Origin of the sequence: Clostridium sp. AM34-9AC (assembly GCF_003480225.1) — a bacterium.
GTDB lineage: Bacteria > Bacillota > Clostridia > Lachnospirales > Lachnospiraceae > Acetatifactor > Acetatifactor acetigignens.
In genome coordinates this window covers 32,487-58,353 of record NZ_QUIU01000026.1, presented here as the reverse complement: position 1 = coordinate 58,353, position 25,867 = coordinate 32,487, and the positions used below count along the sequence as shown (strand labels likewise).

The 25,867-nt window shown below is 46.1% G+C and carries 25 protein-coding genes; 2 read left to right on the top strand and 23 right to left on the bottom strand.

Features of this window, described 5'->3' with window-relative positions; translation table 11 throughout:
• Positions 1-188 precede the first annotated feature (188 nt).
• The 6 genes from DW835_RS14465 to DW835_RS14440 all read right to left on the bottom strand — a co-directional run bounded on the left by DW835_RS14465 (position 189) and on the right by DW835_RS14440 (position 4,617).
• Positions 189-548 carry a heavy metal-associated domain-containing protein gene (locus DW835_RS14465; protein WP_118669449.1) on the bottom strand — a complete coding sequence of 120 codons (360 nt, stop codon included), beginning with the start codon at positions 546-548 and terminating at the stop codon, positions 189-191.
• 201 nt (positions 549-749) lie between these two features.
• Positions 750-1,259 carry a transcriptional repressor gene (locus tag DW835_RS14460; RefSeq protein WP_347559387.1) on the bottom strand — a complete coding sequence of 170 codons (510 nt, stop codon included), beginning with the start codon at positions 1,257-1,259 and terminating at the stop codon, positions 750-752.
• Complete coding sequence (locus DW835_RS14455; protein ID WP_022154449.1) at positions 1,198-1,338, bottom strand: FeoB-associated Cys-rich membrane protein; 141 nt, start codon at positions 1,336-1,338, stop codon at positions 1,198-1,200. Before DW835_RS14455 ends, DW835_RS14460 begins: the two co-directional genes overlap by 62 nt.
• A gap of 162 nt (positions 1,339-1,500) precedes the next feature.
• Entirely contained in the window at positions 1,501-3,996 is a 2,496-nt protein-coding gene (locus DW835_RS14450; protein WP_118669448.1) for a FeoB small GTPase domain-containing protein, read from the bottom strand.
• Positions 3,997-4,144: 148 nt separating this feature from the next.
• Positions 4,145-4,366: a FeoA family protein gene (locus DW835_RS14445; protein WP_022154451.1), complete on the bottom strand. Its 222-nt coding sequence runs from the start codon at positions 4,364-4,366 to the stop codon at positions 4,145-4,147.
• A gap of 38 nt (positions 4,367-4,404) precedes the next feature.
• Complete coding sequence (locus DW835_RS14440) at positions 4,405-4,617, bottom strand: FeoA family protein (protein WP_118669447.1); 213 nt, start codon at positions 4,615-4,617, stop codon at positions 4,405-4,407.
• Between the two features lie 308 nt (positions 4,618-4,925).
• Here DW835_RS14440 and DW835_RS14435 point away from each other — a divergent pair, with 308 nt between their 5' ends.
• Positions 4,926-5,291 (top strand): metal-dependent transcriptional regulator, encoded by a 366-nt coding sequence (locus DW835_RS14435; protein ID WP_022154453.1) that lies wholly within the window; start codon positions 4,926-4,928, stop codon positions 5,289-5,291.
• 100 nt (positions 5,292-5,391) lie between these two features.
• On the opposite strand, the gene DW835_RS14430 is transcribed toward DW835_RS14435, so the two are convergent.
• The gene (locus DW835_RS14430) at positions 5,392-6,744 is read right to left on the bottom strand and encodes an MATE family efflux transporter (protein WP_117466610.1); all 1,353 of its coding nucleotides are present in this window, start codon (positions 6,742-6,744) and stop codon (positions 5,392-5,394) included.
• 226 nt (positions 6,745-6,970) lie between these two features.
• On the opposite strand from DW835_RS14430, the gene DW835_RS14425 reads away from it, so the two are divergent.
• Entirely contained in the window at positions 6,971-7,456 is a 486-nt protein-coding gene (locus tag DW835_RS14425; RefSeq protein ID WP_118669446.1) for a TspO/MBR family protein, read from the top strand.
• Between the two features lie 214 nt (positions 7,457-7,670).
• Here the strand turns inward: DW835_RS14425 and DW835_RS14420 are convergent, their stop codons facing one another.
• The 16 genes from DW835_RS14420 to DW835_RS14345 form a co-directional block, all read right to left on the bottom strand.
• On the bottom strand, positions 7,671-8,009 hold the full coding sequence (locus tag DW835_RS14420) for a hypothetical protein (RefSeq protein WP_118669445.1): 339 nt from the start codon (positions 8,007-8,009) through the stop codon (positions 7,671-7,673).
• A 156-nt stretch (positions 8,010-8,165) separates the two neighbouring features.
• Positions 8,166-8,687, bottom strand: a complete 522-nt coding sequence (locus DW835_RS14415) for a VCBS repeat-containing protein (protein WP_147353732.1) — start codon at positions 8,685-8,687, stop codon at positions 8,166-8,168.
• Complete coding sequence (locus DW835_RS14410; RefSeq protein WP_118669443.1) at positions 8,656-8,865, bottom strand: hypothetical protein; 210 nt, start codon at positions 8,863-8,865, stop codon at positions 8,656-8,658. The genes DW835_RS14415 and DW835_RS14410 overlap by 32 nt, the downstream gene beginning before the upstream one ends.
• Positions 8,866-9,025: 160 nt before the next feature.
• The gene (locus tag DW835_RS14405) at positions 9,026-10,840 is read right to left on the bottom strand and encodes an extracellular solute-binding protein (RefSeq protein WP_118731332.1); all 1,815 of its coding nucleotides are present in this window, start codon (positions 10,838-10,840) and stop codon (positions 9,026-9,028) included.
• Between the two features lie 90 nt (positions 10,841-10,930).
• Positions 10,931-11,659 (bottom strand): hypothetical protein, encoded by a 729-nt coding sequence (locus DW835_RS14400; protein WP_118548114.1) that lies wholly within the window; start codon positions 11,657-11,659, stop codon positions 10,931-10,933.
• A 125-nt stretch (positions 11,660-11,784) separates the two neighbouring features.
• A complete protein-coding gene (locus DW835_RS14395; RefSeq protein WP_118548116.1) occupies positions 11,785-12,531 on the bottom strand; it encodes a hypothetical protein in 747 nt (248 codons plus the stop codon).
• Positions 12,525-13,436 (bottom strand): hypothetical protein, encoded by a 912-nt coding sequence (locus DW835_RS14390; RefSeq protein WP_347559386.1) that lies wholly within the window; start codon positions 13,434-13,436, stop codon positions 12,525-12,527. Before DW835_RS14390 ends, DW835_RS14395 begins: the two co-directional genes overlap by 7 nt.
• Before the next feature lie 164 nt (positions 13,437-13,600).
• A complete protein-coding gene (locus DW835_RS14385; RefSeq protein WP_118669440.1) occupies positions 13,601-14,443 on the bottom strand; it encodes a hypothetical protein in 843 nt (280 codons plus the stop codon).
• A gap of 60 nt (positions 14,444-14,503) precedes the next feature.
• Positions 14,504-17,086, bottom strand: coding sequence for a M56 family metallopeptidase (locus DW835_RS14380; RefSeq protein ID WP_118669439.1), 2,583 nt, complete (start codon positions 17,084-17,086; stop codon positions 14,504-14,506).
• On the bottom strand, positions 17,083-17,451 hold the full coding sequence (locus DW835_RS14375; RefSeq protein WP_117466619.1) for a BlaI/MecI/CopY family transcriptional regulator: 369 nt from the start codon (positions 17,449-17,451) through the stop codon (positions 17,083-17,085). The genes DW835_RS14380 and DW835_RS14375 overlap by 4 nt, the downstream gene beginning before the upstream one ends.
• A 196-nt stretch (positions 17,452-17,647) precedes the next feature.
• Positions 17,648-20,842: a M56 family metallopeptidase gene (locus tag DW835_RS14370; protein ID WP_118669438.1), complete on the bottom strand. Its 3,195-nt coding sequence runs from the start codon at positions 20,840-20,842 to the stop codon at positions 17,648-17,650.
• A 27-nt stretch (positions 20,843-20,869) separates the two neighbouring features.
• Entirely contained in the window at positions 20,870-21,289 is a 420-nt protein-coding gene (locus DW835_RS14365) for a DUF2500 family protein (RefSeq protein WP_172594684.1), read from the bottom strand.
• A 32-nt stretch (positions 21,290-21,321) separates the two neighbouring features.
• A complete protein-coding gene (locus tag DW835_RS14360; RefSeq protein WP_118669437.1) occupies positions 21,322-21,519 on the bottom strand; it encodes a hypothetical protein in 198 nt (65 codons plus the stop codon).
• A 28-nt stretch (positions 21,520-21,547) separates the two neighbouring features.
• Positions 21,548-24,760, bottom strand: coding sequence for a M56 family metallopeptidase (locus tag DW835_RS14355; protein WP_118669436.1), 3,213 nt, complete (start codon positions 24,758-24,760; stop codon positions 21,548-21,550).
• Positions 24,761-24,860: 100 nt separating this feature from the next.
• Positions 24,861-25,382 carry a hypothetical protein gene (locus DW835_RS14350; protein WP_118538826.1) on the bottom strand — a complete coding sequence of 174 codons (522 nt, stop codon included), beginning with the start codon at positions 25,380-25,382 and terminating at the stop codon, positions 24,861-24,863.
• A 44-nt stretch (positions 25,383-25,426) separates the two neighbouring features.
• Positions 25,427-25,855 (bottom strand): hypothetical protein, encoded by a 429-nt coding sequence (locus DW835_RS14345; RefSeq protein ID WP_118538824.1) that lies wholly within the window; start codon positions 25,853-25,855, stop codon positions 25,427-25,429.
• Positions 25,856-25,867 lie beyond the last annotated feature (12 nt).

Sequence of the window (25,867 nt, the reverse complement as noted above, 5' to 3'; positions counted from 1 at the left end):
GAGCGAACAGGACGTTCGCGACAGGCGGACGTTGCCATGGATGGCAACTGGAGCCGTGCCCGTGCGGTTTAGAACCGCTACTCACTTTTCGTCAGAAAATTCCCACCGGGAGACCTTACATCGAGACATGTGTATCGCATGCTCCGGGAGTTCGTGGATTTTGCCAATGTATTTCACTAACTCTCAATTTACATCAATTCAATGGAAGTAACTTTGTATCCCAGTTTCTCCACAGCCTCGCGCAGTTCCTCTTCGGGAACATCTGCGCCGAGTTTTACGATTGCTTCGCCTTTCTTAAAGCTTGCCTTAGCATTGACCTGGGCCATGCCATTGAGGGCATTCTCAATGCGATTCTGGCAGTTCACACAGGACATTCCTTCGATCTGAAGCTTTTTCGTTGCTACGATGGTGTCTAAGTGTTTCGGCTTGATCTTCACATCTCCGCCTCCGCCACAGCATCCGCCTTCTCCCTTGAAGTGCTTTTTGGATCCCAGCAACGCCGCAATAACTACTATTACTAATATACCGCATATAATATAAGTTCCCATTTTTTCACTCTCCTTATTGTTTTTCTTTCAAAAAAATATACTCCTCTCAGAAGTATCTTTGCTACAATATCTGTCAAAATTTCATGCAGATTAATATTTTCCTGCCACCCGTATAAGTAAAACCGGTATAGGAAGCAGTGCTGTCTCTCCAGACCGCCTGCCCCTCACACCGGTTTACTTTCTACTTATTATACTCTTGTCTTAACATACCTGTTCCGCACACTCACACGGCCTGATCGTCACGTTACTCACCCTCTGGTCTACGAGGTAACCGCAGGACTTCAGTCCCGCCCGGATCACGGAATTCCATTTTTTTGCTGAAAGATGATGTATCGAACCGTCATCCAACTCAATGGTGCAGGCATTTTCCATCATACAATTTTCAGAGTAAGCTACCTTATACATGTTCTTACGGCTGATAGCACCGATCTCTTCTAACAGGTTGACCATGCGGTATACGGTTGCAACTCCCAGCTTGTCATCCTCTTCCAATGCCCGGTAGAAGATTTCCTTACAGCTGGAGCATTCATTCTGGAGGATAATATCAATCAGCCGGAGACGCTGCTTCGTAATACGGCAGCCTTTTTCTTTCAGCTTGGTCAATATGATCTCTCTCTGCATTTTCGTGGTCTGATAGCTTACCTGTTCCTTAGTGTCCACAATGACCTCCGCAGTGGCTGCAATCGCCACCGCACTGAATAGATTTTCCATTCTTTTTGTCTTTTATCATTTTGCGGACAATCAATGCGACTACACCGGCCAGTATCGCCAATACAACTACGGTTCCCATAGACTGCCTCCTTACTCTTATTTTGAAATCCTGCGGATCCTCTTATCGAAGATCCGCAAGTAATGTTACGTTTCTATCTGTTTACTTCTCTCACAGGTATCTGGCTTTGCCTGCAAGCAGTCACGCCGGACACCTGTGGGAAAGTTCTATCATTTATTTTACTTATGCAGCCTTCTCGGTGTCAACCTTCAGAGTGGTGCTCTCCTTGTAAGGGCGGAAGAGCAGATAAATGAAGCCGATGATCAGAAGGAATGCTACAACAGTTCCGATACCGAAAGAGCCGTTAAGGATCAGGCTGCCGATCTGGTTTACACACAGGGATACCACATATGCCAGACCACACTGATAACCAACTGCGATCCAGAACCATCTGGTGTTGTTCATCTCACGCTTGATCGCACCCATTGCTGCGAAACAAGGTGCGCACAGCAGGTTGAATGCCAGGAAAGCATAACCGCTTGCTGCAGTAAAGTGAGATGCCATGTTAGCATATATGGAACCCTCGCCTGCGCTGTAGAGGATACCCATAGTACCTACGATATTCTCCTTAGCTACCAGACCGGTGATGGATGCAACAGTTGCCTGCCAGTTACCGAAGCCCTGAGGGATGAAGATCCATGCCAGGCACTGACCGATCTTGCCCAGGATACTCATATCGATCTCATCCTCAGCCAGCATACGGAAGCCGTCCTCGGTGAATCCGAAGTAAGTAGTAAACCATACAACGATGGTGGACAGAAGGATGATGGTACCTGCCTTCTTGATGAAGGACCAGCCACGCTCCCACATGCTGCGCAGTACCGTACCTACGGTAGGCCAGTGGTAAGCAGGAAGCTCCATAACGAAAGGAGCAGGATCGCCCTCGAAGATCTTGGTCTTCTTCAGGATAATACCGGAGCAGATGATTGCTGCGATTCCCAGGAAGTATGCGGAAGGAGCAACCCATGCTGCGCCGCCGAAGATAGCACCTGCTACCATGGCGATGAAAGGAAGCTTAGCACCACAAGGAATAAATGTGGTAGTCATAATTGTCATCTTACGGTCTCTGTCGTTCTCGATGGTACGGGAAGCCATGATACCGGGAACACCACATCCGGAACCGATCAGCATAGGAATGAAGGATTTACCGGACAGACCGAACTTACGGAAGATACGGTCCATGATGAAGGCGATACGTGCCATGTAACCACAGGACTCCAGGAATGCCAGGAAGATAAACAGTACCAGCATCTGAGGTACGAAACCAAGCACTGCACCGACACCGGCTACAATACCGTCAAGGATCAGTCCTTTCAGCCAGTCGGCACATCCGATCGCATCCAGACCGGACTCTAACAGTACGGGGATACCGGGTACCCAGATACCGTAGTCTGCGGGATCGGGAGCTTCTCCGCCGTCTGCTACGTATACATCAACTGCCTCTGCCAGCTCAGCACCGGTGTAAGTAACATCCTCGGTTGCCAGAGTCTCTTCATCTTCCAGAGTATACTCTGCGGTAGCGGATGCATCGATGCCTGCCGCGAACTCCTGAACAGCTGCTACTGCTGCTGCGGGATCATAGTCCTCAGACTCGCTGTCGATGACTGCTGCCAGAGCTTCATCGCCGTCAGCTTCTACGAATGCGTTGATCACATTCATTGCATCGTCATAAGGCTCGGCTGCTTCTTCATAAGCACCGGTTCCGATGGTGAACAGATGCCAGCCATCACCGAATACGCCATCGTTTGCCCAGTCGGTAGCCCAGGTACCGACGGTAGTTACGGATACATAATATACGATGAACATAACCACTGCGAAGATCGGCAGTGCCAGCCATCTGTTGGTCACGATTTTATCGATCTTATCAGAAGTCGTTAACTTCTGACCTTCTTTCTTGGTATAACATTCTTTGATGATAGAGGAGATGTATGTGTATCTCTCGTTGGTGATGATACTCTCAGTGTCATCATCCATAACAGTTTCCAACTGCTTGATCTCTGCGGATACATCGGGAACGCTCTTCATCTGTGCCTGGATCTTGTCATCCTTCTCTAACAGCTTGATAGCGAAGAATCTCTTCTGTTCCTCGGGAACATCGGTCAGTTTCTTCTCTACGGTCTCGATCACGCTCTCAACCTCAGGTGCGAATTTATGTACCGCAGCTGCTGCACTCTTCTTCTGTGCCAGTTCGATCGCTTTTTTGGTAGCGTTCTCGATACCGGTCAGTTTCAGAGCGGAGATCTCAACAACGGGGCAGCCCAGCTTCTCAGAAAGCTTGCCTACGTTGATCTTGTCGCCGTTCTTGTTCACGATATCGATCATGTTGACAGCCATGACAACGGGGATACCCAGTTCCATCAGCTGTGTGCTCAGATATAAGTTACGCTCGATGTTGGTACCGTCTACCAGGTTCAGGATTGCATCGGGTCTCTCACCGATCAGGTAGTTACGTGCTACCACTTCCTCCAGAGTATACGGAGACAGGGAATAAATACCGGGTAAGTCCATGATGATCACGTCATCACCGTTACCGCCGTACTGTTTCTTTAATTTACCTTCCTTTTTCTCAACGGTTACGCCGGGCCAGTTACCTACGAACTGGTTGGAACCGGTCAGAGCGTTGAAAAGTGTTGTTTTACCGCAGTTAGGGTTACCTGCAAGTGCAATCTTAATTGCCATTTTTCTACCTCTTTCCTCTAAAATCATACTTCTCATAACTATTCAGAGCCTCATTCACAAAATCGTCTCTTCGAGACTTTCCTTTTGCTCATGTGATTAGCCTTCACTAATTAGTTCCAGCTAACCTTCCTGTTAAAAAAAAGATCATTTACTCAACGCAAATCATCTCAGCGTCTGCCTTACGAAGAGACAGCTCATAGCCTCTGACAGTTACTTCCACGGGATCTCCCAAAGGAGCAACCTTTCTCACATAGATCTCAACACCTTTGGTAATGCCCATGTCCATGATACGTCTCTTGACAGGACCTTCACCATTCAGTTTGGTTACCTTTACGGTCTGTCCGCAGGGAACTTCCTTCAATGTCTTCATTTTCTCCTCCTATTAGCATCTTTTGGTACAGCTGCCCGCTACACCATGATTTTATTGGCCATATCCTTGCCGATGGCTACTCTGGATTCCTTGATATTCACAATCAGGTTGCCTTCGGTCTGGGACACAACTGTCACTTTACCACCTACTACAAATCCGAGGGTCTCTAAAAACTTCCTCGTCTCCTCTTTGCCGCCGATCCTCTGGATCGTGTTCTCTTCACCGGCACCTACCATACTCAGGGGCATCATACACACTTCCTTCCCTTCAATAGTATTTAACTGCTTGTGGTTTCTCATTAGCTCTTAATGAGATTCATTCTCAATTCACGTGGTTAGTATATACTAACCTTTTTTTACTGTCAATATATTTTTTCGATTTTTTTCATAGAAATCTCGTAGGAATTTCTTATTGATATTTTTTCTCATTAAGTTGAAATCTTGCATTTCCTACCCTTTTCTGCTATGCTTATTGTAATGCCTGCGGATGGTTAAGTTTCCACATGTAGAGCAGGTATTTCGGTTCAAAATGCTATGTATGGGAAGGGTATGGTCATTACATGAAAATACAGGAATCTGCTGAGAATTATCTGGAAACGATCTTAGTGCTGAAGAAAAAGAACGGTGTGGTCCGTTCCATTGATATTGCCAACGATCTGGGTGTGTCCAAGCCCAGCGTCAGCGTAGCTATGAAGAATCTCCGCAATGGGGAATATATTGAAATGGACAAGGAAGGCTACATCACCCTGCTGGATAAGGGGCGGGAAATTGCAGAGAAAATCTATGAACGTCACACATTTCTTACGGACTGGCTGACTTCCATCGGCGTGGATCCCACCGTGGCTGCTGAGGATGCCTGCCGGATCGAGCATGTGATCAGTGCAGAGACTTTCACTGCTATGAAAAAGACATTGAAGACGAAATAGAACTCACAGTAACTCATTGCATATATTTGAACGCAAGAACTCCCGGTGCGATATTGCTCCGGGAGTTTTGTTATTATCATAAGCTCATTACCTGCGCTCATTAAATCTTAATTGTCACCCATTTTCCCTGTCGGAACCGAATCGACGCAAACAGAAATCTGGATACCTGATCCGCCAGAATACCCATCCAGATACCGGTCATTCCCAGTCCCAGAGTAAACCCGAAAATATAGGATGCCGCCGTACGGATCAAAGTAACGCTGATCGTAGAAGCTACTGCCGTGTATGCGGTATCTCCCGCACCGCGCAGGCAACCCATGTAGATGACCTGAGACACCTGGAACAGGACAATGATACAAATGCAATGAATAATATTCACACCGTACGTAATAATATTTTCTTCTCTAAAGAACATCCGGTAGATGGTCTCCCCTCCGAAGAAATAGATAACCGCCAGTGCAACAGAGATTCCCATACCGATACGTCTACAGATAGCTCCATAGCTTTTCGCTTTCTCCGGGTCACGTTCGCCCAGACTCCGGCCGATCAACGCCACCGCCGCTACCTGCATACCGTCACCGAATGAAAACGTCAGACCGAGGATATTCATGCCTACCTGGTGTGCCGCCATGGCTTCCGTACCCATTTTCGCTGCCATCATAGCAGTCGACATGAATCCGATACGCATCAATACCTGCTCAATAAACACGGAATAGCCGACTTTGATGATCTCCAACAGCGGTTCCAACCGCAGTCTGATGTGATGTTCGATCATATACGGAATACTGATAAATCCTTCTTTCGGACAGATCGAGATGATGCTCATCACGCATGCCACTACCGTACCGAATACCGTAGCAATGGCGGCTCCGGTGATTCCCAGTGCCGGGAATCCGAAATGGCCGTTGATCAGCAGGTAATTGCCGCAGATATTCACCAGATTGGAGATCAGGTTCGTCCTAAGGGCGATCATCGTATTGCCCGCGCCGCGCTGTGCCGCATTGATTCCCATGGACAATACATTGAAGATCATGCCACCCATGATGATCCGGTAGTATCTCGCTGCCATGGCATGCGTGTCCTCACTCGATCCGCAGAATTCAATGATCTGATCCGCGAATCCCACCGTCAGTGCACTGATGATCACCGCTGCCACAATGCAAAAGCAGATCGTCATCACCAGAATCTCGTTGGCCGCCTGCTGCCTCTTCTCTCCAAGTCGTCTCGCCACCAGGGCGGAGATTGCCACATTCGCTGCAATGAACAGTGCCAGCCCCAGGAACTTCGGCTGTGTGGTCAGCCCTACCGCTGCCACCGCATTGGCTCCGAGCGTACTCACCATAAAAGTATCCACCATACCCGCCAGTGCGATAAAAAAGGATTCGCAGACCGCCGGCCACGCCAGCCGGATTGCTTCTTTTGTCAGGGAACCCTGTGTGTGTTCTGTGCTCATAGCTATGTTACCTATTACCTTTTCTTGGATATTTCCTTTTGCTGATAGTCATAATGCTTTATTACACTCTTAATCATACACCAAAACCTCCGTTTGCCGATAGTCCCAAATTTTTGTCCTCTTTTTATAGCCAGACACATAATTTTTATCTCATTTTCATACAATACTAATCAGACCATACGCGGATATTGACACATGCAAAATCGTATTTTCAAAGGAGGCTCCCATGCAACTCTCCGACAAATTTCACAATATTCACTGGAAAAACCTCATCACTGCCGTTGCCATCCCTCTGGCGGTAGGCGGACTATCCGCCTGGATCACCAAAGACGGCATGAAAGCCTTTGAAGCAGTGAATCAGCCTCCACTGACGCCGCCCATGTGGCTCTTCCCGGTGGTGTGGAGCATCCTGTTCGTCCTCATGGGAATCGCCTCTTATCTCGTTGTCATGCAAAAAGGTGAGGACACGAAAGCCCTCACCCTGTATGCTGTACAGCTTATCTTTAATTTTTTCTGGTCCATCTGGTTCTTCAACCTGGGATGGTATCTTTTCGCCTTTTTGTGGCTGGTCGCTCTGTGGATCCTGATCATCGCCACTACCGTTGCCTTTTACCGCATCTCGAAGCCTGCCGCATGGCTGATGCTGCCTTATCTGGTGTGGGTTGCGTTCGCGGGGTATCTGAATCTGGGGGTGTGGTGGCTGAACCGGTAAGTACGCATTTTTATTAGTTTTTCCCCTAGTGCACACATAATACTGGATTAAAAAATGTGGGAAGACGAATCTTCCCACTCGTTAATGTTCATCTCTTTATGGCTTGATTACCAAAGGTTAATGGAGACCTCTCTATAATTAGAATATGGCAATTCACTGACTGTGTCGACTGCATATTGAAAAGTTTAAATTTTTCTGTGCTTTCCTTAAGCTCTTATTTTTCTAATCCGTATGTCCTTATCCGCCATCCGCTTTCTTGCTTCTCAAAGTCCATAAAAAGATAGAACGAGGAGTCTTCTCCTGCCGGCAAAAATTCCGCCTGTACTGTGTAGGTTACCCCCGTTTCATCCCCAACATCCGCTAATCCTTTTATCCAATTTATACAAACAGTTTCTTTTCCTTTAGATTCCCGGAACTCTGCATAAGTATCCGGTGTTCCACTGTAATCTTCCACTAAATACTTTTTAATTGTTTCCGAATCACCTTGAAAATAGGCCTCCGAAAATTCTTTTGCTATCTCGTATACTATTTTTCTATTCTCGCTCCCCGCCACTTCTCCTCTTATCGTCAGTGTATCATCCTGCGGCGCTAATAGTTCTTCTCTCTTATCGTAATAATTATCAATTAATCTAATATCTTCTATATACCACCCATCTTCCCGATAGGATGCCTCTGTACATTTTACCGTGCTTTCGTCATCGACTTCATATTATAATGAGATAAAACGAACCATCGTTTTTCCGTCTTTTTCAAATATGGTTGCCCCGATATAACTGTCTATCGGCCGCTTGTCATCAATCTTAACATCTCCGAATTTATCCGGCTGTTCTGAATCAATATTGGGATTGTGTATAAAGCTGTATGGATATTCCACCCAACCGCTATCCTCTAAATGCAGAATATAAATTTCAGTAGCACCATAATTGCTTCCGAAGATGTATCTTTCCAATAATACATCCGCTTTACCATCTCCTGACAGATCACCGGTAGTAATACGTGAACCATAAACGTATCCTTCGTAATCCTTTATTGCCGTATCTACGCCATTCACATTCGCTATGAGTCGTGTACCATCTTTTGCCAAGCCATCGATATCGCCGTTATCTACAACACGCACTATATCTTCTTTCCCATCTCCATCTAAATCTACACTTATTTCGGTTCCAGCTTCGATAGGAATGTGGGTCGTCTCTTTTTCTTCAGATGTGCGTCTGAGGTTCCGATGTCTCAACTTCCCGTGTTACATCCGCTGCCTGGGTCTGCGGCTCGGTATCGGTGATTTTAATCTGATCCGCCTGGGGCACACCGTCCCTGTGTTGATTTCTCGCCCCAAAAATGTAAGACAAAATAATCCCCAGCACAAGCACTGCTGCCACAACCGCAAATACTACTTTCTGCTTTTTGGTCATCTTTTTGTTTCTCCCCCAATTGTCTTCTATTTTCTTCTCTCGCAATATTTTCTTCCGTAAATGAAAAATATGGAATCTCCAGTTCTTCAACATTACCTTCGTTTGCATTCAGCCATTCCCTATAGTCCGTCTCATCGCCTTATATATTTTCAAAAAATTTCTAATCCTCTACAATCTCTTCTCCATAATCGTAGATAGGCATCTGACCGGAAACATAAACATCAATATTATAGATTTCACCGGTTGCTTCCCCCGGTATGCCGAATTCATGGAAACATTCTCCTAAAGCATAACGATAAATGGTATATCTCTCTTTGCCCATATAAGTATGTTTTTCATAAGAATCTCCATATTGTTCGACCATTTGAGAATAAGTATTTCCGGAATATATGCCTCTCGAGGTATATGCAAATGTTTCATTACTGCTGATTCTTATTCTGACACATTCTTTTTCAAGAAAATAAACTTGTATAAATTGAGTTTCCCCATCACCTACGTTATAATAATAATCATATTTTTTGTTATCCGAATCCTCAACCTTTTCATACAACAGCCCCATCTTATCCAACTTCCCCAATATTTCCTGCTCACCTTCATATAAGGAAACTGAAAAATCCCCTATATTGATAACGGCATCCCTATCTGTCTGTGCATTTGTTGCATTCGGCATTTCATCAATTTTGTTCCTTATAGCCGCTGCTGTTTCTTCTATACTTTTTTCTCCGTTAAAATAATACAACACCTCTTCCTGCGTAATCCCTATGAAAGGAAGGTCACTGCGTTGCATTACCTTCGTATTATTTATCATCTCCCTTACATCCTGTATATCCTCATCTTGTGCCGCATAAACATTTTCATAGGTACCGCCAATTTCGTATGTCAGAATAGGAAGTTTCTCTCTTTTTCCATCCGATGTCTGATAATATTCCTGCTTTCTGCTATCACTAAGCTGTTGGTCCAACACATCTTGCAATATTGAGAAATTCCAATTGGGAGCAATCGTTTTCTGTCCTTCCTCAGTAAAATAGCTTTCCACAAACTTCCATGCTTCTTCTTTGTGCGTGCTTTGACTGTTAATGGCGAAACAGTTGTCAAAAATAAATATTCTTCCCTTTCCCTCTGCTCCCGGAAATCCTGTATAGACTGCATCCTCACCCCATACGGATTTTTTATATAAATATTGTTGCATGTCACCTATGCACTCAAGATTGAATGGAATTTTTCCTTCCCGCATCAAAAGGTCATTCGTTTGAAACATCGCCTGTTGCGGTAATTGTTCTGCAATTTTTATATATTGTTCCAATCTGTTATCTTCCGTTTCCCCGGAATATCCTCCGCAGATTGCCCCTTCCTGTAAAAATAAATCCCGTGAAATCATAGGATCCTCTTCACATTCCCGAACGGCCCGCAAGGCTTCCTCGAAGGTAAAATTTTCTTTGTTCCTGCACCATTTTTCTTTTGTTATCAATGTATATAACACAAAATTCGTTGGCAACATATACAAGCCACCATCCGCTGTCAAAACATGATACGCAGAATCAACGATGTCCTCTTCCCCAATCACATCACTTTTCTCCAGATAGGGAATAAGATTCTCTATTGCGCCCTTTTCTCTAAGCACTTCCACATCCATCTCATCTGTCGAAAAACTAATGATATCAGGTCCTTTTCCTGTCAAAATATCATCATACAAACGACTAATTCCGTCGCTTGTATTTTCTTCGTAATAATCATGTATTGTGATTGTTATTCTGTCATTTTTACTATTAAAATCTGCTATTGCTTCCTGTAATGTCGACGCTCCCCCTATATCTCCAAGTATAATCTCCGTTTTAGGTTCTTCCAGCACAATTGTAGCAGTCTCTTTCTCCCATGCAGATGTTTTCGTCCCGGTGTTTATTTCTCCACATCCCATTAACAGCAAAGATGATACTGTACCTACAAGCAATAATGCTATTGTTTTAAAAGTTTTCATTCGTAATCCCCTCGCACGTCATCGCAATATCATTCTTTTTCCAACAGGTAAAAAAACAAGCACTGCTGCCACAACTTCCCACTGTATAACTTAACTTGTCTTCCGTAAATTCAGAAAAGGACGCACCTCTACGTTCTCCGGTCTCTTCCCATCATATAACAATTGCACATACTGTTCCGCTTCTTCATCGGAGACATCTTCCTGATCCGTAAATACTATCATTATTAGTTCAATTTCACTTTGTTCCGGCTGCTTTCTAATTATGTTCAGGGAATGGAAATACATCTCTCTGTAATCATCTTTCCAGGTGCCGTCTTCCGAATCGTTTTCAAACATGAAATAATCCGTTCCATCAAATTCTATATAACTTAAACTCCATAGTTGACTCGCTGTAACCAATTCCTCACTCACTAAATAGTGTACAATCACTAATTGCGCCGGTTGATTCTCTGATGTCTGCTCGTAAAATTCGTCCAGCAATTCTGCTCCGCTGCATTCCCTTGACTGCCAATCCAAGACATACACCGGATAATCTTTGAGTTCATCTATATTTAACGGAAGGACGGATAATTCCTGTCTGATTACTTCCGGATCGGTTTTCCCTTTTAAATTTTCCAAACTGAAATCTTCCAATAAATCAACCGGTTCAGTCTCTTCATTTGATACAGCTGTAGTCGTTATGGTATTAGGTGTCATCTCCTCGGTAACTTCTGAAGTATTCTGTTCTGTATCATTCTGTTCCGGTCTATTCTGCCCACAGCTTACCATGCTTAACATAATTATTAATAATGCCACACACCTCATCTTTGCTTTGTACATACTTTTTCTGAATCCTCCTCCCACAAGATTTTTCAAAAGCCTTTTACACAATCAATCATCCTTCTCTGCCATGAAATCCGGCATCTTTTTTCAGAAGCAAGCAGCCGATCACCTCTCCGTTATTTTTATTCAAATACTCTTCTAAGTACTGCAACAACCTCTTGATTCTCAATCCCATAATTTTTCAAGGAATTCTCATCAAACGGCTCTTGCTCCAACAATTTTATGAAAGTGTCTATCTCCGATTTCACTGTTGCAGGAAGATTTGCTGTGTTCTCCAGCATAAGTTCTGTTACAATTCTAAGAATATCTTTTTTATGCTTTTTGATATCATTGGAATCTACTGTTTCACCGCTTTCTTTCCTCTGTCTCAAATCAAGGTATGCTTTCGCCTTGAACAAAATCAAACACTCAGGTCGGAGAACGGAAAGACCTTTTACATTAACTTTTCCTTCTAACAACACCTTGTAATAATCGTCATTAAGCAGAATTGCTGACAGACTTGATACCGTATCATCAATGTGTATGGGGGTGATTCCGGTCATCTCTCGTAATTCAAAATCATTTCTGCAAAATAATTCAAGCATTTTAGGAAAAGATTCATCCTCTGGCTTGTCAAATCTATAGAACTGCGGTTTTTCTCCATTGGTTGCCTTATTTCTGTACTTTCCATCTTGAACAAAATTCCAAAATTTTTCTCCAAACTCAGGAGTCAATGCCTCTACGATCAAAACAATGTCAAGATCTCTTGTTGCTCTAAACGCTGTCTCGCTGTTTTCAAATACAATGTCACAGGCTGCACCGCCTATAAGTACATATTGGTTCTCATATCCCTGAAAGTATCTTCTAAAAGTATCCAGTCCTTTTACCATACGTATTCCTCCAGCATCCTCTTTATAGAAATACCAATTCTTTCATCCTGTTTCTCGCTCTCTGTAAGCGACAATGTCACACTCAATGGATCTTCCAGTTTCTTATTCTTAAAATCAATAAAGTATCCGAGTTCCAGAACAACGCATCCTATTTCTTCCCCGGAATGTACCTGCTTCATTTTTCTAATTCCGGATTCTGTTATTTCTTTTTTGGTAATTGCATAAGTCGGATATTCATTATCCGAAAGTAATGAGTACTCACATAGTGCAGTGATTCCTGCCTTTTTTCCCAATTGAATATCCTCTTTTAGTTCATACCTTGCAATCACAGGGTTTCTCAATATGACCCGTACATCATTCCACAGTTTCTGAATATCCGCTGGAACAGTTATCACCCTGGATTTACCCTTCATACCCAAAATATCCACATTCAGATACTCAATTTCATCAAAGCACCTGTTTGCAGACATTTTCGTAACGCCTAATCTTATTGCAGCTTTTGATGCAGTAACATTTTCCCATTTTTCATATATTGCAACCAATATAACTTTTTGTGTTAAAAATGAAATCAAATGAACCGGAGAAATTTTCCTTTCATTCTCATTGGACAGCAAATATCCGATAAAAGGCAAGTACACCTGCTTATCTTTCAGTACAAAGGGAATTCCCTCTTCCAATAATTTTTCTTTAATATAAAATGATGTAGAATCAAAAAAAATGGCACAATTAAGACCTGCTGCCTTTTCAATTTTAATCCAGTCCTTTCTAAGCACTGCCAGGCCAACATCTGCCTTGGGTTGAATTGCTATCCAGGGTGAACCGTTTGTTTCAACCTTATAAAAAGTGTATCTTCCACGAAAGGCTAGAGGCAGCTTCTCATTCAAATATTCAGTTTCTTCTATCATCACATTTTGACGCAATGTTTTTTCCAAAAAATTCTTCATATAGTCACCATTTTAAAAATGTAACTCTTTTTATGTTACATTTTTAAAATATCATATTTTTATTGCACATGCAATATTTAATGATAAGATAGTCGACCGATATCAATTATTTTGATATTTTCAATTTAAAATACCTGGATCACATAATCATAACTATAGGTATGCACATACAACCGGCCGTCCTTCTCTGCCATGAGATCCGGCATTTTTTTCAGAGGCAGGCGATCGATCACTTCTCCGGTGTTTTTATCCAGCTGATAGAGATAATCGTCCTCTGCGGTAAATCCATAGCCGCAGAAGATCACGTCCCCTTTCACGAGAAAATTCATGCTGTTATAAGTCTGGTCGGCACTTCGCCACAGCAGTTTCTCATTTTCCAGATCATAGGCAAACATAAAGCAGCTGTCCGGCTGCGCATAACCGTTCATTACCGAAGCCCCGTAAAAAATTCCGTTCTCAAGACAGGCATTATTACCGTTGACGTACCATTTGTCTGTCGGATATTCCAGCACGTACAGACAGTTCTCGCCATCAAAAATGCTGAGTTTTCCATCCTCCCACTGATAGGTATAATTTTCATCATAGAAGCAGTCCCAGTTTTCTCCGATCATGGGAAGGGAAACATCTTCCGTTGCATTGTACCATTCATCAGCAAAAGTAATATTGTTATACGTCTCGGAAAGGATTTCCAGGGAATAGGGCTGCGCCGCAGTTCCTTCCGGGTGAAATTCCGATACTCCGGTGAAATCTATCGTAATTTCTTTCGGTGCAATGGGTGTTTCCCGGGATTCTGACTCTGTGAGAGCTCCGGAAGTCTCTGTCTCATCTATTTTAGTGTCTGTATTGGAAATATTTTCGGTTTGTTTCTCCGCTTCGTTGTTCTCCGGTGCATTGGTCTCCCGGGCGCCACATGCCATTAACAGGCAGGCGGACAGTGCAAATGTTGCTAATCTGTATTGTTTTTTCATGATAATCTCCCTTACTGCTTAAAATTCTCGTAACTATTCAGAACCCCATTCGCGAAACCGCTACTTCGTAGCTTCTTCATTGATCATCTGTTCCTCTTCTATAACAGTAACAATACCTTCATATACGGTAAAGTAATATCGAATCTGCTCCTGTGTGTCCTCATACTGCCAACGTTCCCAGGAAGCTTCCTCAACAGACTTCACCAGTGTCAATGTACCATCGGCATCCGCGATGTTTTGCTGTAATTCCTCCAACATTGTCTTACCGACAAGGAATCTCCCATCCCGGCTGCTGCCGGCCTGAATCTGTATCCTGTCTAATCCACCGTTCTCGTCAAAATAACAATAGTATTTGCTGTTCTCTATATAGAGACTCGCATCCTCACTGGCGACATCGCATTGCAATCCGGCATCGGTACACAATGTCCGTACTTCGTCTCTTCGCATTCCCCATTGCATCCTTGACAGGACCTCTCGATTATACTCCAGGGAATAGACCACTGCCTTCACCGGCACAAAGGAAAAGGAGCAGCGGTGCGATCCTGCCTCATCCAGATCCCCCTCCATCACTGTGGTCACAGAATCCTTGCCAAGATTTTCTCCTGCTCCCAACAACGTACCATCTTCCAATAAGGCAAAATTATTATATCCATATCGAATAGCAGAGATATCTGCATCAAAGGTGCGGGCATCATCGCTGTGCCGGATTCCACCCAGCCATACCATACTGACCTTATCCAGTACCTTTTTGGGTTCTCTGACAAAGTCATGAACATTCTCACTCTTAGAAACACCGCACTGTCCAAAGATATTTAATCCCCAAAGATATAATTCTCCGTCTTCCGTGATTGCCGCTCCATTCCACGCATTGATGTCCACATAGATACAATGATCCAGAACTTTATGTGGTTCCAGATACATCATTTTTACCAGATTCAACGGATTCTCTGTTACTGACCAGTATTCATCATATCCCCCAACGGTCGTGCTGCTTGTCGTCCGAAGCTGTCCCCACCAATATACGGCTCCATCTTCCTTGAGTACGATAATGGCTTCCCTGCCGGCTCTGGCATATCTGACATTTTTCATTAACAGTGTGGGAGTACATACCCTGTCGTTATCCATGTCGCTATATACCTGCTTCACAGTGTCTTTTCCCAACAAAAGTCCTGCCATATTTAATCCCAGTCCGTAGAGGTTTCCATCCTCCGTCAGATAAATGCAGAAATTATTATTCCAATCGGCATCTACGGAAACCACATGATCTGCAATCCTCACATCATCAAACTGCCCCTTGTCAAAATCCGTCTCGTAACTGCCTGTTCCCAACTGACCATTCTCATTATAACCGTTCCCCCAGAGAATACCATCATTATCAATATAATAATGATTATAGGCAGTGACCCGCTCAGTGATATAATAGTTTTCAATACGAAAAGGACTGGGAGCTTGCAGTTCCTCTTCCTGCTGTATGTAAATTGTTGGCAGATTCTGTTCCTGTACTTGTCCTGTTTCTTCCGTTGTCACCATTTCTGTGAAGTCTTCCGATGTTTTCTGAGAAGAAACCGCACTTTTCTGTGTGAGCAGTACCAGTGCTGCAATGATACACAGTTCCACTGCCAGCGCCGCAAGCTTCCCTGCGGTCTTACGGCATTTTAAAATATGCCGGATCCTGCCCCGGATGTCACCTTCATCAAAACACACCGGTGCTGCAAATATCCTGCGTGCGGTCGTATCGGTTGCCATGGATAGCAGTACGGCGGCATATTCCTGTCGGTCCTCCGGCTCCAGATGTTCCGTCACTGCTTCATCACAGGCTTTTTCTATATCACAGCACAGCAGATAATATGCCAGCCAGACCACCGGATTCATCCAATGCACAATGCTAATCAGATAGGCCAGTATTTTCCACAGATAGTCCCGGCGGTGCAGATGGATCCGCTCATGCTGCAATACACAGTCATAAAATTCCGGCTTCATCTCCACCGGCAGATAAATCTGCGGCCGCAGAATTCCGAATACCATCGGCGTGCGGATGCCGTCCACGTAACGTACGCCCTCCTCTCCGGGGAGACATTCCGCCAGACGGCGTTTCATTCTTATATACGAAAAAATAAAATACGCGAGAAAGCAGGGGATTCCTGCCAGCCACAGGTATCTGACTGCAAATATCACCTGTGTAAAGGCGGCCGATAGGAAAGGCATGACTGCTGTGCCGTTGGACTGTGCAGCCGTCACAGGGAGCTCGTTCGATCCCGCTTCGAAATTCGTACCCTGCACGGTCGTCGCATCTGTTCCGTTCACCTGTTCCGGCAAGGTACTCTGTCCAGGTGTAACATTTTGCTCCGGCACAGCACTTTGCCCCAACACAATGCCCGTCCCAAGTCCCGTCACCACTGTCGGTCCATCCGTGCTCACCGCCTCTACCATCGACTCCGGCTGTGCCCACCAAAATCCATGCTCATTCTCGATCTTCCAGGGAAATATGAGATAGAAAAAGGCGATTCCCCACAACAGCACACAGTAGCGGTAGGAGATCCGCAGTCCTCTAAATACCATTCTGAGGATCCATACGATTCCTACGATGATGCTTCCCTGAATGCTCATTCTGATCAGTATCTGCATCATTGCCATCCCTGTCATTCCTTTTCTTCCCCGTTATTTTCTATGATCTTCTTCAGTTCTTTGATCTCTTTCGTAGACAACTTTTTCCGGGAGGTAAACGCCGCCACAAAAGCAGGCAGGGATCCCGCAAAGGACTCTTCGATGATCTCCTCACTCTGTCTCGCCTGAAACATCTGCCTCGACAGTAACGAAGTTACGGTTCCGTTCTCGCTGGTAAAAATCCCCTTCTGGCAGAGGCGCCGCAGGACTGTATAAGTTGTGGATTTCTTCCAGTTCAACTCCTGCTCGCATAGTTTCACCAGTTCCCCGGAAGAGACCGGCTCATGCTCCCAGATAATCTCTGCAAAACGCATTTCGATGGCGCCCATAGTATATTCCGACATTGCAATTCCACACTTTCTGCCCTCTGTGGCATCCGTTAAGTCTTATTATGCAAAATGGTTTACAAGTTGTAACACTTTTATGTTACATCCTGTAAACCATTTTTGTCAATGTCTATTTTTTCCTACAAAAGTAAAAGTTTCTCTTATACCGGAAACTTTTTTCATTTTTATCAAATGTATCCAGTATAAATTGTTCTCATCCCCCATTCGGCATCAGATCATTGAAAGTATCCCATGCCTCTTCCGCCGTATAATCCGCCAGCTTAAGCCACCCGGTGACACCATTCTCGGTCTCCACGCAGAGCCACTGCCTGCCGGCATCCAGATAAAGGAAATAGACTCCGTGATCTGCGTTGATGGTAAAGCGTTCACTGCCTGCGTCCGGAGTCCGATAGACTTCCAGATCTTTTCTGATCCCGTGCAGGGTCGACTGCTCCGGCAGATCATAGCGGTCTGCCGGAAGTTCCGCCAGTTTTCCGTCACTTCCAATGCGGTATACGATCCGCAAATTTTCTCTTTGCAGAATATAATCATAGCTCTGAGTGGTAATAATCTGGCCGTTTTCCACCCAGATCTCCCGGATATCCTGTGCGAAGCTTCCTACCTCCTGTAATTCCCCGTTCTCATAGCGGAACAGGAAACTCTCGTACTGTCCGAACTCGTCCCTTCGCATCAGCGCCAACAGGATCTGTCCGCCATCGGGACTGAAAGCGTAAATGCTGTTCCCCAGATTCTGTGCCGTCCGTGTCTCGCCTTGCATGGTATTCACCGCAAATATATATTGATCCAGCGGCGAATGATCCACTTCGTTTACTACCTGTGCCATTCTCGAACGCAGCAGAAGTTTCTCTGCGGTTCCGTCTCCGTCCAGATCCAACAGGGCATAAGTCTCCTGCTCCGCTCGCTCAGACAGATCGAATACAACTCCCACATTCGTCATAATATCCCGTCTCTGTGCTGCTGCATAAGCATCCGCTTCCTCTGTCGTCAGATCTGCCGCCACCTTCCCGTTCCAGACCGGCTGATTGGACAGAAGCGGAAGTTTCCTCTGGGCGGTTCCGCTGCTCTGACTCAGGATCCAATAGCCATCCTCCGCCGTAAGTGTATCTGCGGAGAAATCCTGTGCCTTCGACGGCAGCTTCCAGTCCGTGACCCCGTTTTCTCCGGTCTGTCCCGAAGTATCATATTCCCGGATCGTGTCGATCCAGATGTCCAGATCTCCCTCCTGATAATCAGAAGCTGCAAAATAGTACAATCGGACACTATCCTGTTGCTTCAGATAAGCCATCTCCTGACTGTAACTGTCAGACGTATAATATTTTCCCATATTTTGATAAACCGTGGACCGTCCCTGTGCCGCACATCCCGGGGCTATATATCCCGGAACCATACAGTTCAGTCCGGCTTCCTCCCCGGTGGCCGCATAAATACCGTAGCTGGAAACCTGATAAGTAGCAGCAACATCCGCAAAAGATCCGGGGGATACCTTTACATACACCCATTTTTTCGACAGTTCTGCCACGGTAGCCCAATCTTCATCCCTGGGTCCGTATTCCGCATAGACCACTCTGGCCTGATTTTCTCCGTCCAGAGGACCGGTAGAATGCCTGCCTATACTGTCGATATCTCCCAGTGACAGCAGCCAGATCTGACTGCTCTCCTCCGCAAATACCATCGGAATGTCTATAGCAGTGCCATCGGCAAAGGTATACTGTACATTCGCCACTGCTCCCTCCCCGGGACGATTCGGATCCTCCTGATAAAAATAATACTGCATTCCCGGCTCATAAAGCAGTTCCGTCATTTCCCCGCTGCCACCCTGTAGATTCAGCAGAGCTTCCGCAGCCTTCACCGGATCCTTGTAGGTCTCATGGGCAGCGGCATCTCCGTCTAAAATCCGCTGATGCAGTTTCCGCGCCGCAACACCATTGTAGCCAAGATATTGGATGCCGTCCTGTCCGGCAAAAGACTGGGCATCCTCCAAGGCAGTCACATCAAACAGGGCACTGAACTCTTCCCTGCTGTGGATACCCTGCTCAAATACCGTCAGCCATTCCGTTTTGGCAGCCTCATAATCCACTTCATCCGTCGCAAACTCCCCTGTTGCAGCTTCCTCGGTTGCATCTGCCCCGTCGGTTGCCAGCGCCGCATCTGCCTCAGTCTCTGCACCGCTATCCGCATTTGCAACATCCGCTGCATCCGTTCCACTACCCGGGTTACTGCACAGGCACACCACCAGTACCACGATCACTGCTGCCGCGCCAATCATGACCCAGAATGGCGGCTTGCGATAATCCAGTACATGACGAATACGATTCTTCACATGGTCTTCGCCAAAAGAAAGCAGTGCGCAGATGGAACCGCCCCGATAACGCTTCCACTCTCCGCCGGAAGCCTCCTCCAGCAATGTATAGGAATAGATCTTCTTGCTCTCCTCGCCGAGAAGCTTCACAACTTTTTCATCGCAGGACATCTCACAATCCATGTTCATCAGATAAAATGCCAGCCATACCAACGGGTTAAACCAATGCACACAGCAGATCAGCAGAGCTGCCGGTTTGAAAAGGTAATCCCTGCGCTGCAAATGCACTCTCTCGTGGCACAACACGACTTTTCTGCTCTCCGGATCCAGTCCCGAAGAGAGATAGATCACCGGATGCATCAGTCCCATGACAAAGGACAGATGCCCTCCATCGATCTCGCAGATCCCCGGTTCCACCTGTCTGACACCGCTGTCAGGTCTGCGAAGCCGGTTCCGCATACGCAGGTAGGAAAAAGCATGATACCCCATAAATCCTGCCATTCCAAGTAACCATGCGATCGACAGGACACGGAAAATTTGCAAAAATCCGTCCGCATTATCCCGGTTATCCACCGGGTAACCATCATCCAAGGCATTCGTAACATTACCCGGTGCCTGAATTTCACCGACACCGTCATCTCCAATTTCATTCATGCCTTCTACGTTTCCATCCTGTCCCAGTGTTGGTGCAGAACCTTCCCTATTTCCGGTGGCTTCTAAAGTCCCGGCATTCAGATTTCCCGTATTATCCGCCCCGGACAGCACGGCATCCACAGTATTGTCTCCACGGTGGCTGCCATTATAAACTCCCTCATTGTCAACTGATCCGGCACTGTTCCCGGCAGTCAACTGTGCAGAGGTTGTCGCCGTCCCTACGGTCAACAGACGCTCCGGGATCAGACTGATTCTGGTCCCCGGCAGCACCGGACAACATAACCGCACAAATACGATTCCCCACAGCAGATAGGAACACCATTTCGGGGCTTTTTTCAGTAAAAATCTGGCCAGTATCACCAACAAAATACAATAGCTTCCCACCAGACTGAGACGCCATATACTGTCAAACAAACGATAGATGCCTTCCACCATAAAGTCCCTCCTATGTTCTCTGCTTCCCTATCCGCGGAAGCTCCGCTCTCTGTCGTCCCTGTTCTGTAACGCCCCGAAGCTCACTAATTTTCCGTCCCGGCAGCTGAGGCTTCCACAATCGCCTTCCTGCAATTCGCTGTAGATTCTGTCGGAAACTTCCAAGGTGATCTGTTCGCCCTCTTTTTCCAGATTTTCAAAAATGACAGTCTTGACGTTTTCCGCCTCGGTTACTCCGGAATTTACTGTGCCGTTTGCCAGATATACCGGCTGATTCACAGCGGTAGCCTGTGCCTTGCTATAGACTTTTGCACGGTTCACCGTATGATATCCCCGTTGCCTGTTCCGTAAGCTCCGCACCAGAAGGTACAGAAGATATCCCAGAATTGCCGCTGCGAACAGGACTGTCAATATGTTTTCCACCGGACTGAAACTTAACTGCTGCATCATAAGCACAACCTCCCCATTTTTCATTATTTATCTCATTTCACAGTATCCTTTATGATATCCTTGTATACTTCCAACAGCCACCAGGAAAATGCCTGTGATTGTTTTGCTGCATTGTCGATCATGCCATCTGCAGTTGCTTTATCCTCAGCCGGTACTACCAGCAGGAACTCTTCCTCTTCTATTTTTACTCCACATAATACGGTTTTTAGATCTTTTGAGATAAGGAACATATTACCGACTGTATCTCCTTTTCACACTTTACCCGGCAAAATACAAGCCACTGAAATAATCACTGTAATCCTTACCATCCTGTAACCGAAACCATCCCTTCACACCATCCGTAATCTCGATGCAGATCCAGTCCTGTGTTGCATCCAGCTTTGTCATGCGTACCTTGCTTCCTTTGGGCAGCACAAAGGTCTCATCCCCGTCCGGTGTACGGTAGAGCGTTATATCCTGCCGCAATTCCACTTCCTCCCAGGCACTTAATACATATTCCTCCTGTGGCACTTCCCGAAGTCTTCCGTTCGATGTTACCTGATAGATTTTCTGGATGTAATCATTCTGCACCGCAAAATAGGGTTCAGTGATAACCATCTGTCCATCCTGTATCCATGCCTTTCGCAGATCCTGTGCGAGCCGGTCTGTTTCCACCGGTTTTCCGTCTTCATAGTGGTAGATTCGTGTCAATGGATCTGCGCTTTCTCCGTCATCGTACAATGCGATCAGGAGCTGTTCCCCATCCGGGCTGAAAGCGAAGATCGAATTGCTCATATTTCCCGTGCTGTCCGGAATCTCAATCGTCTGTCCGTCTATCTCCAACACTGCATCCCGCAGGTCATAGCAATTCATCTGACCCAGTCCCAAATTTACACAAATCTTATATTCCTCGAAAGAATATCCCGTTACCGGCTCCGCAGGATGCAGAGAAATCTTCTCCGGCACACCATCGCCATCCAGATCCAGCTGCGCCGATGTCTCAGTTTCTGTCCGCTCCGATACATCAAATACCACACCCGGATAGGCCAGAATGTCTGCTCTTTCGATGTGCTGGCTATCCGCCCCGCTAAGTGCAAACCGCATACTTATGGATGGATTACTATTGTAAATGTCATAATATCCGTCATGAACATGAAGCGTCGTGCCGCTGTTGAGCTGCAAATTCACCGGCAGAACCGTATTGGTGACAGTATGGGTACTCATGTCAAACTCCCGAAGTACCCTCGGCATCCACTCATCCGTCATAAGATGCGCCTCATCGGGATCTGTCAGATAATAGACCTTGCCGCCGCTCCATTCCGTCACATCCGGCAGATCTTTTTGCAGCTGTGTATAGGCATCCGATGTGTCATATGCGCCCCGCTCACAGGTAACGTCATACCAGCCCGTTGCCATGATGCGTTCCGCTTGAATGCAGCGAAATACACTGCCGGACGTTCCCCAAAGTTCACTCATGGTATAGATCCCGTAATTTGAAATCTGTACATGGGGATAATAAGTCGAATAACTGCCGGCATCCACAGGATACCAGTCCATCCAGCCCCAGTAGACCGCTCTGTCCGGTTGTCGGAGTTCGTACTCCCCATAGACCATTCTGGTACAGATATCACCGGTGAGCGGACCATATCCCGAGTCCTCCGCACTGCCCGGATCTCCAAAGGATAAGAGCCACAGCTGCGTCATCTCCTCCGCCATGACCATGGGAATATCTACAGCAGATCCATCCGCAAAAGTATAATGTACATTCACCACAGAGCCTTCTCCCGGCCGGTCAGAGTCCTCCCGATAATAAGGATATTGCCGCCCTGCCGGATACAGCGTCTCGGTCACGGCTCCGCTTCCATCACCCAGGTGCAACAGTGACACCGCTGCCGTTACCGGATCTGTATATTTTCTATAAGTCTCGGATGCAGGTTCCTCCGCCAGTGCTTTGAATATCGCATACGCGGCATTCGTATTGTTTTCACGAACCAGCAGATCATAAGCCACTTGATCCGCTGCAAAGGAATGCTTTTCTTCGATTTCTTCCACATCAAAAACAGCGGCAAAATCTTCTCTGCTATGAATCGTTACCTTTGCAAAATCTTCCGGTGTCTTGATGCTGTCCGGAAACTGCGCAATATTTCCACTCGTCTCCGCATTGCTGTCTACATCCATTTCTGCTCCTGCGCTGTCGTCTGTATCTGCACGATCCGCCGTGCCTGCCCCGTTCCCACTTCCACCGGGATTGCTGCACAGACACACCGCCAGTACCACGATCACTGCTGCCGCGCCAATCATGACCCAGAACGGCGGCTTGCGATAATCCAGTACATGGCGGATCCTGTTCTTCACATGATCTTCACCAAAAGAAAGCAAGGCACAGATGGAACCGCCCCGATAGCGTTTCCATTCCCCACCGGAAACCTCTTCCAGCAATGTATAGGAATATATCTTCTTGCTCTCCTCGCCGAGAAGCTTCACAACTTTTTCATCGCAGGACATCTCACAGTCCATATTCATCAGATAAAATGCCAGCCACACCAACGGGTTAAACCAGTGCACACAGCAGATCAGCAGAGCTGCCGGTTTGAAGAGATAATCCCTGCGCTGCAAATGCACTCTCTCGTGGCACAGCACAACGTTTCTGCTCTCGGGATCTAAGCCCGAAGACAGATAGATCACCGGATGCACCAGTCCCATGACAAAGGACAGATGCCCACCGTCGATTTCGCAGATCCCCGGTTCCACCTGTCTGACACCGCCGTCAGGTCTGTGAAGCCGGTTACGCATACGCAGGTAGGAAAAGGCATGATACCCCATAAATCCTGCCATTCCAAACAGCCATACCATTGCAATGACACGGAAACCTACCGGGCGATACAGTGTGTTTGCGACAGCTGTGCCATTTGTATCGGTAACCGATTCCTCCATGGCTGCACCACTGCTTCCGTTTTCTGCTCCTGTGATTTGCAAAGACCCGTCCGCATTGTCCCGGTTGTCAGCTAAGCAGCCACCATCTACAGCATTACCTGCTGCCTGGCTTCCATCGGCTCCGTCTGTTCCGAATGCATTCGCATCGCTTTCGTTATCGATTGCATTCGCAACATTTCTGTTTTCGTTCGCTAATCCTGCGGCTCCCGGCATATTTCCTGCCGTCCCGGCATGCAAATTTCCTGCCTGTTGCCAACTGCTCTGTCCGTTAGGATCCACATCTGGAAGCACACCATTATTACCATAGCCGTTTGCTGACTGTCCGTACATCGTCTCCGTTCCAACCGCCAGCAGCCGCTCCGGAATCAGACTGATCCCCGTCCGTGGCAACACCGGACAGCACAAGCGCACAAATACGACTCCCCACAGCAGATAAGAACACCATTTGGGGGCTTTTTTCAACAAAAGTCTGGCCAGGAGCACCAGCAATACGCAGTATCCTCCTACCAGACTTAATTTCCATACAACGTCAAATATTCTGTAGATGTTCTCACCCATAAGCCCCTCCGCTCTGCTGCACCAGCCATCGATAGTCGATAGAATATAGACTTTATAAGCATAGTCTACATTCTATCGACCTGTCTGTCAAGCAAGAAATCTATTTTCCCAACATTCCGGGATACAATACATCGGATATTTCATACGCTTCTTCCAATGTCGTCGCCGGGTACAAAATATAGAATATCTGATTCTCTTCCGCCGAATTTGCGGTGGCAGAAATCATCCCTTTTTCCACACCTTGCACTGCCTCATAAATTGCTGCACACGTGCTCATATCCGGCGTCAGGATCTGTCCGGCACCTCTCCCACTTTGGAAAACGCCTTTTCTTCCCCCGTACAGAAAGAAATAATCCTGTGGCTCCTCTCCCTCTCCTGCAAAGGATATCTTCCCGTTAAAAGAACTTGCATAAATCCAGGGCAATACGCGATAAGAATACGTTCCACTGACATCTACCTGTACCTCTTCCTGCTTTCCGGACGCATTTTCCTTCAGCATCCGTATTCCCGATGCCGTAAAATCCAACGTCTTGCGGAATTCAATAAAATTCAGTAAAAGGATTATCACTGCCAATACGATCACACTAAGAAAAACCGTTACTTTTACATTAATTTTCTTCATACACACTCCCCCGTTTCCTTTCGGACCTTTCAGACATCTCTATTTTACTCTGTTTTCTCAATTTCCAGATTCGCGGACACCGGAAAATCAATCACCACCTCTTTGTATATCTCCACATTTTCATTCTCTAAAGAAGTTGCCGTTCCCTGATAGGTAATCTTCGCGGTTCCATCCATAATTTCAACTGTGGATGACACATCCATGGGTGCTTTCAAGTCATTATGAAGCCATAGGTTTACTTCATTTGTGGCTTCCCACCAGTCTTTCATCTCCTTGTCGTAGCGGGCTGCCTGCCCAAATCTTGACTTTGGATTTATCGCATAGACTGGAAGAGAGCGATGTGATTCCTCTGTGTTTTCATTGCTATATGTGATGATTACTTCGGGATTGTTGTACAAATAAATTTCCCTGATACCCCATATACTGATTAGTATGATACATACCCCTATTATCCATAATACTTTTTTCTTCATTAGCTTTTCCCC

Excerpts from the sequence above, each read along its gene's own strand:
- DW835_RS14465 (WP_118669449.1), bottom strand. The coding sequence starts at position 548 with ATGGGAACTTATATTATATGCGGTATATTAGTAATAGTAGTTATTGCG.
- DW835_RS14460 (WP_347559387.1), bottom strand. The coding sequence starts at position 1,259 with ATGGAAAATCTATTCAGTGCGGTGGCGATTGCAGCCACTGCGGAGGTC.
- DW835_RS14455 (WP_022154449.1), bottom strand. The coding sequence starts at position 1,338 with ATGGGAACCGTAGTTGTATTGGCGATACTGGCCGGTGTAGTCGCATTG.
- DW835_RS14450 (WP_118669448.1), bottom strand. The coding sequence starts at position 3,996 with ATGGCAATTAAGATTGCACTTGCAGGTAACCCTAACTGCGGTAAAACA.
- DW835_RS14445 (WP_022154451.1), bottom strand. The coding sequence starts at position 4,366 with ATGAAGACATTGAAGGAAGTTCCCTGCGGACAGACCGTAAAGGTAACC.
- DW835_RS14440 (WP_118669447.1), bottom strand. The coding sequence starts at position 4,617 with ATGATGCCCCTGAGTATGGTAGGTGCCGGTGAAGAGAACACGATCCAG.
- DW835_RS14435 (WP_022154453.1), top strand. The coding sequence starts at position 4,926 with ATGAAAATACAGGAATCTGCTGAGAATTATCTGGAAACGATCTTAGTG.
- DW835_RS14430 (WP_117466610.1), bottom strand. The coding sequence starts at position 6,744 with ATGAGCACAGAACACACACAGGGTTCCCTGACAAAAGAAGCAATCCGG.
- DW835_RS14425 (WP_118669446.1), top strand. The coding sequence starts at position 6,971 with ATGCAACTCTCCGACAAATTTCACAATATTCACTGGAAAAACCTCATC.
- DW835_RS14410 (WP_118669443.1), bottom strand. The coding sequence starts at position 8,865 with ATGACCAAAAAGCAGAAAGTAGTATTTGCGGTTGTGGCAGCAGTGCTT.
- DW835_RS14405 (WP_118731332.1), bottom strand. The coding sequence starts at position 10,840 with ATGAAAACTTTTAAAACAATAGCATTATTGCTTGTAGGTACAGTATCA.
- DW835_RS14400 (WP_118548114.1), bottom strand. The coding sequence starts at position 11,659 with ATGTACAAAGCAAAGATGAGGTGTGTGGCATTATTAATAATTATGTTA.
- DW835_RS14395 (WP_118548116.1), bottom strand. The coding sequence starts at position 12,531 with ATGGTAAAAGGACTGGATACTTTTAGAAGATACTTTCAGGGATATGAG.
- DW835_RS14390 (WP_347559386.1), bottom strand. The coding sequence starts at position 13,436 with ATGATAGAAGAAACTGAATATTTGAATGAGAAGCTGCCTCTAGCCTTT.
- DW835_RS14385 (WP_118669440.1), bottom strand. The coding sequence starts at position 14,443 with ATGAAAAAACAATACAGATTAGCAACATTTGCACTGTCCGCCTGCCTG.
- DW835_RS14380 (WP_118669439.1), bottom strand. The coding sequence starts at position 17,086 with ATGACAGGGATGGCAATGATGCAGATACTGATCAGAATGAGCATTCAG.
- DW835_RS14375 (WP_117466619.1), bottom strand. The coding sequence starts at position 17,451 with ATGTCGGAATATACTATGGGCGCCATCGAAATGCGTTTTGCAGAGATT.
- DW835_RS14370 (WP_118669438.1), bottom strand. The coding sequence starts at position 20,842 with ATGGTGGAAGGCATCTATCGTTTGTTTGACAGTATATGGCGTCTCAGT.
- DW835_RS14365 (WP_172594684.1), bottom strand. The coding sequence starts at position 21,289 with ATGATGCAGCAGTTAAGTTTCAGTCCGGTGGAAAACATATTGACAGTC.
- DW835_RS14360 (WP_118669437.1), bottom strand. The coding sequence starts at position 21,519 with ATGTTCCTTATCTCAAAAGATCTAAAAACCGTATTATGTGGAGTAAAA.
- DW835_RS14355 (WP_118669436.1), bottom strand. The coding sequence starts at position 24,760 with ATGGGTGAGAACATCTACAGAATATTTGACGTTGTATGGAAATTAAGT.
- DW835_RS14350 (WP_118538826.1), bottom strand. The coding sequence starts at position 25,382 with ATGAAGAAAATTAATGTAAAAGTAACGGTTTTTCTTAGTGTGATCGTA.
- DW835_RS14345 (WP_118538824.1), bottom strand. The coding sequence starts at position 25,855 with ATGAAGAAAAAAGTATTATGGATAATAGGGGTATGTATCATACTAATC.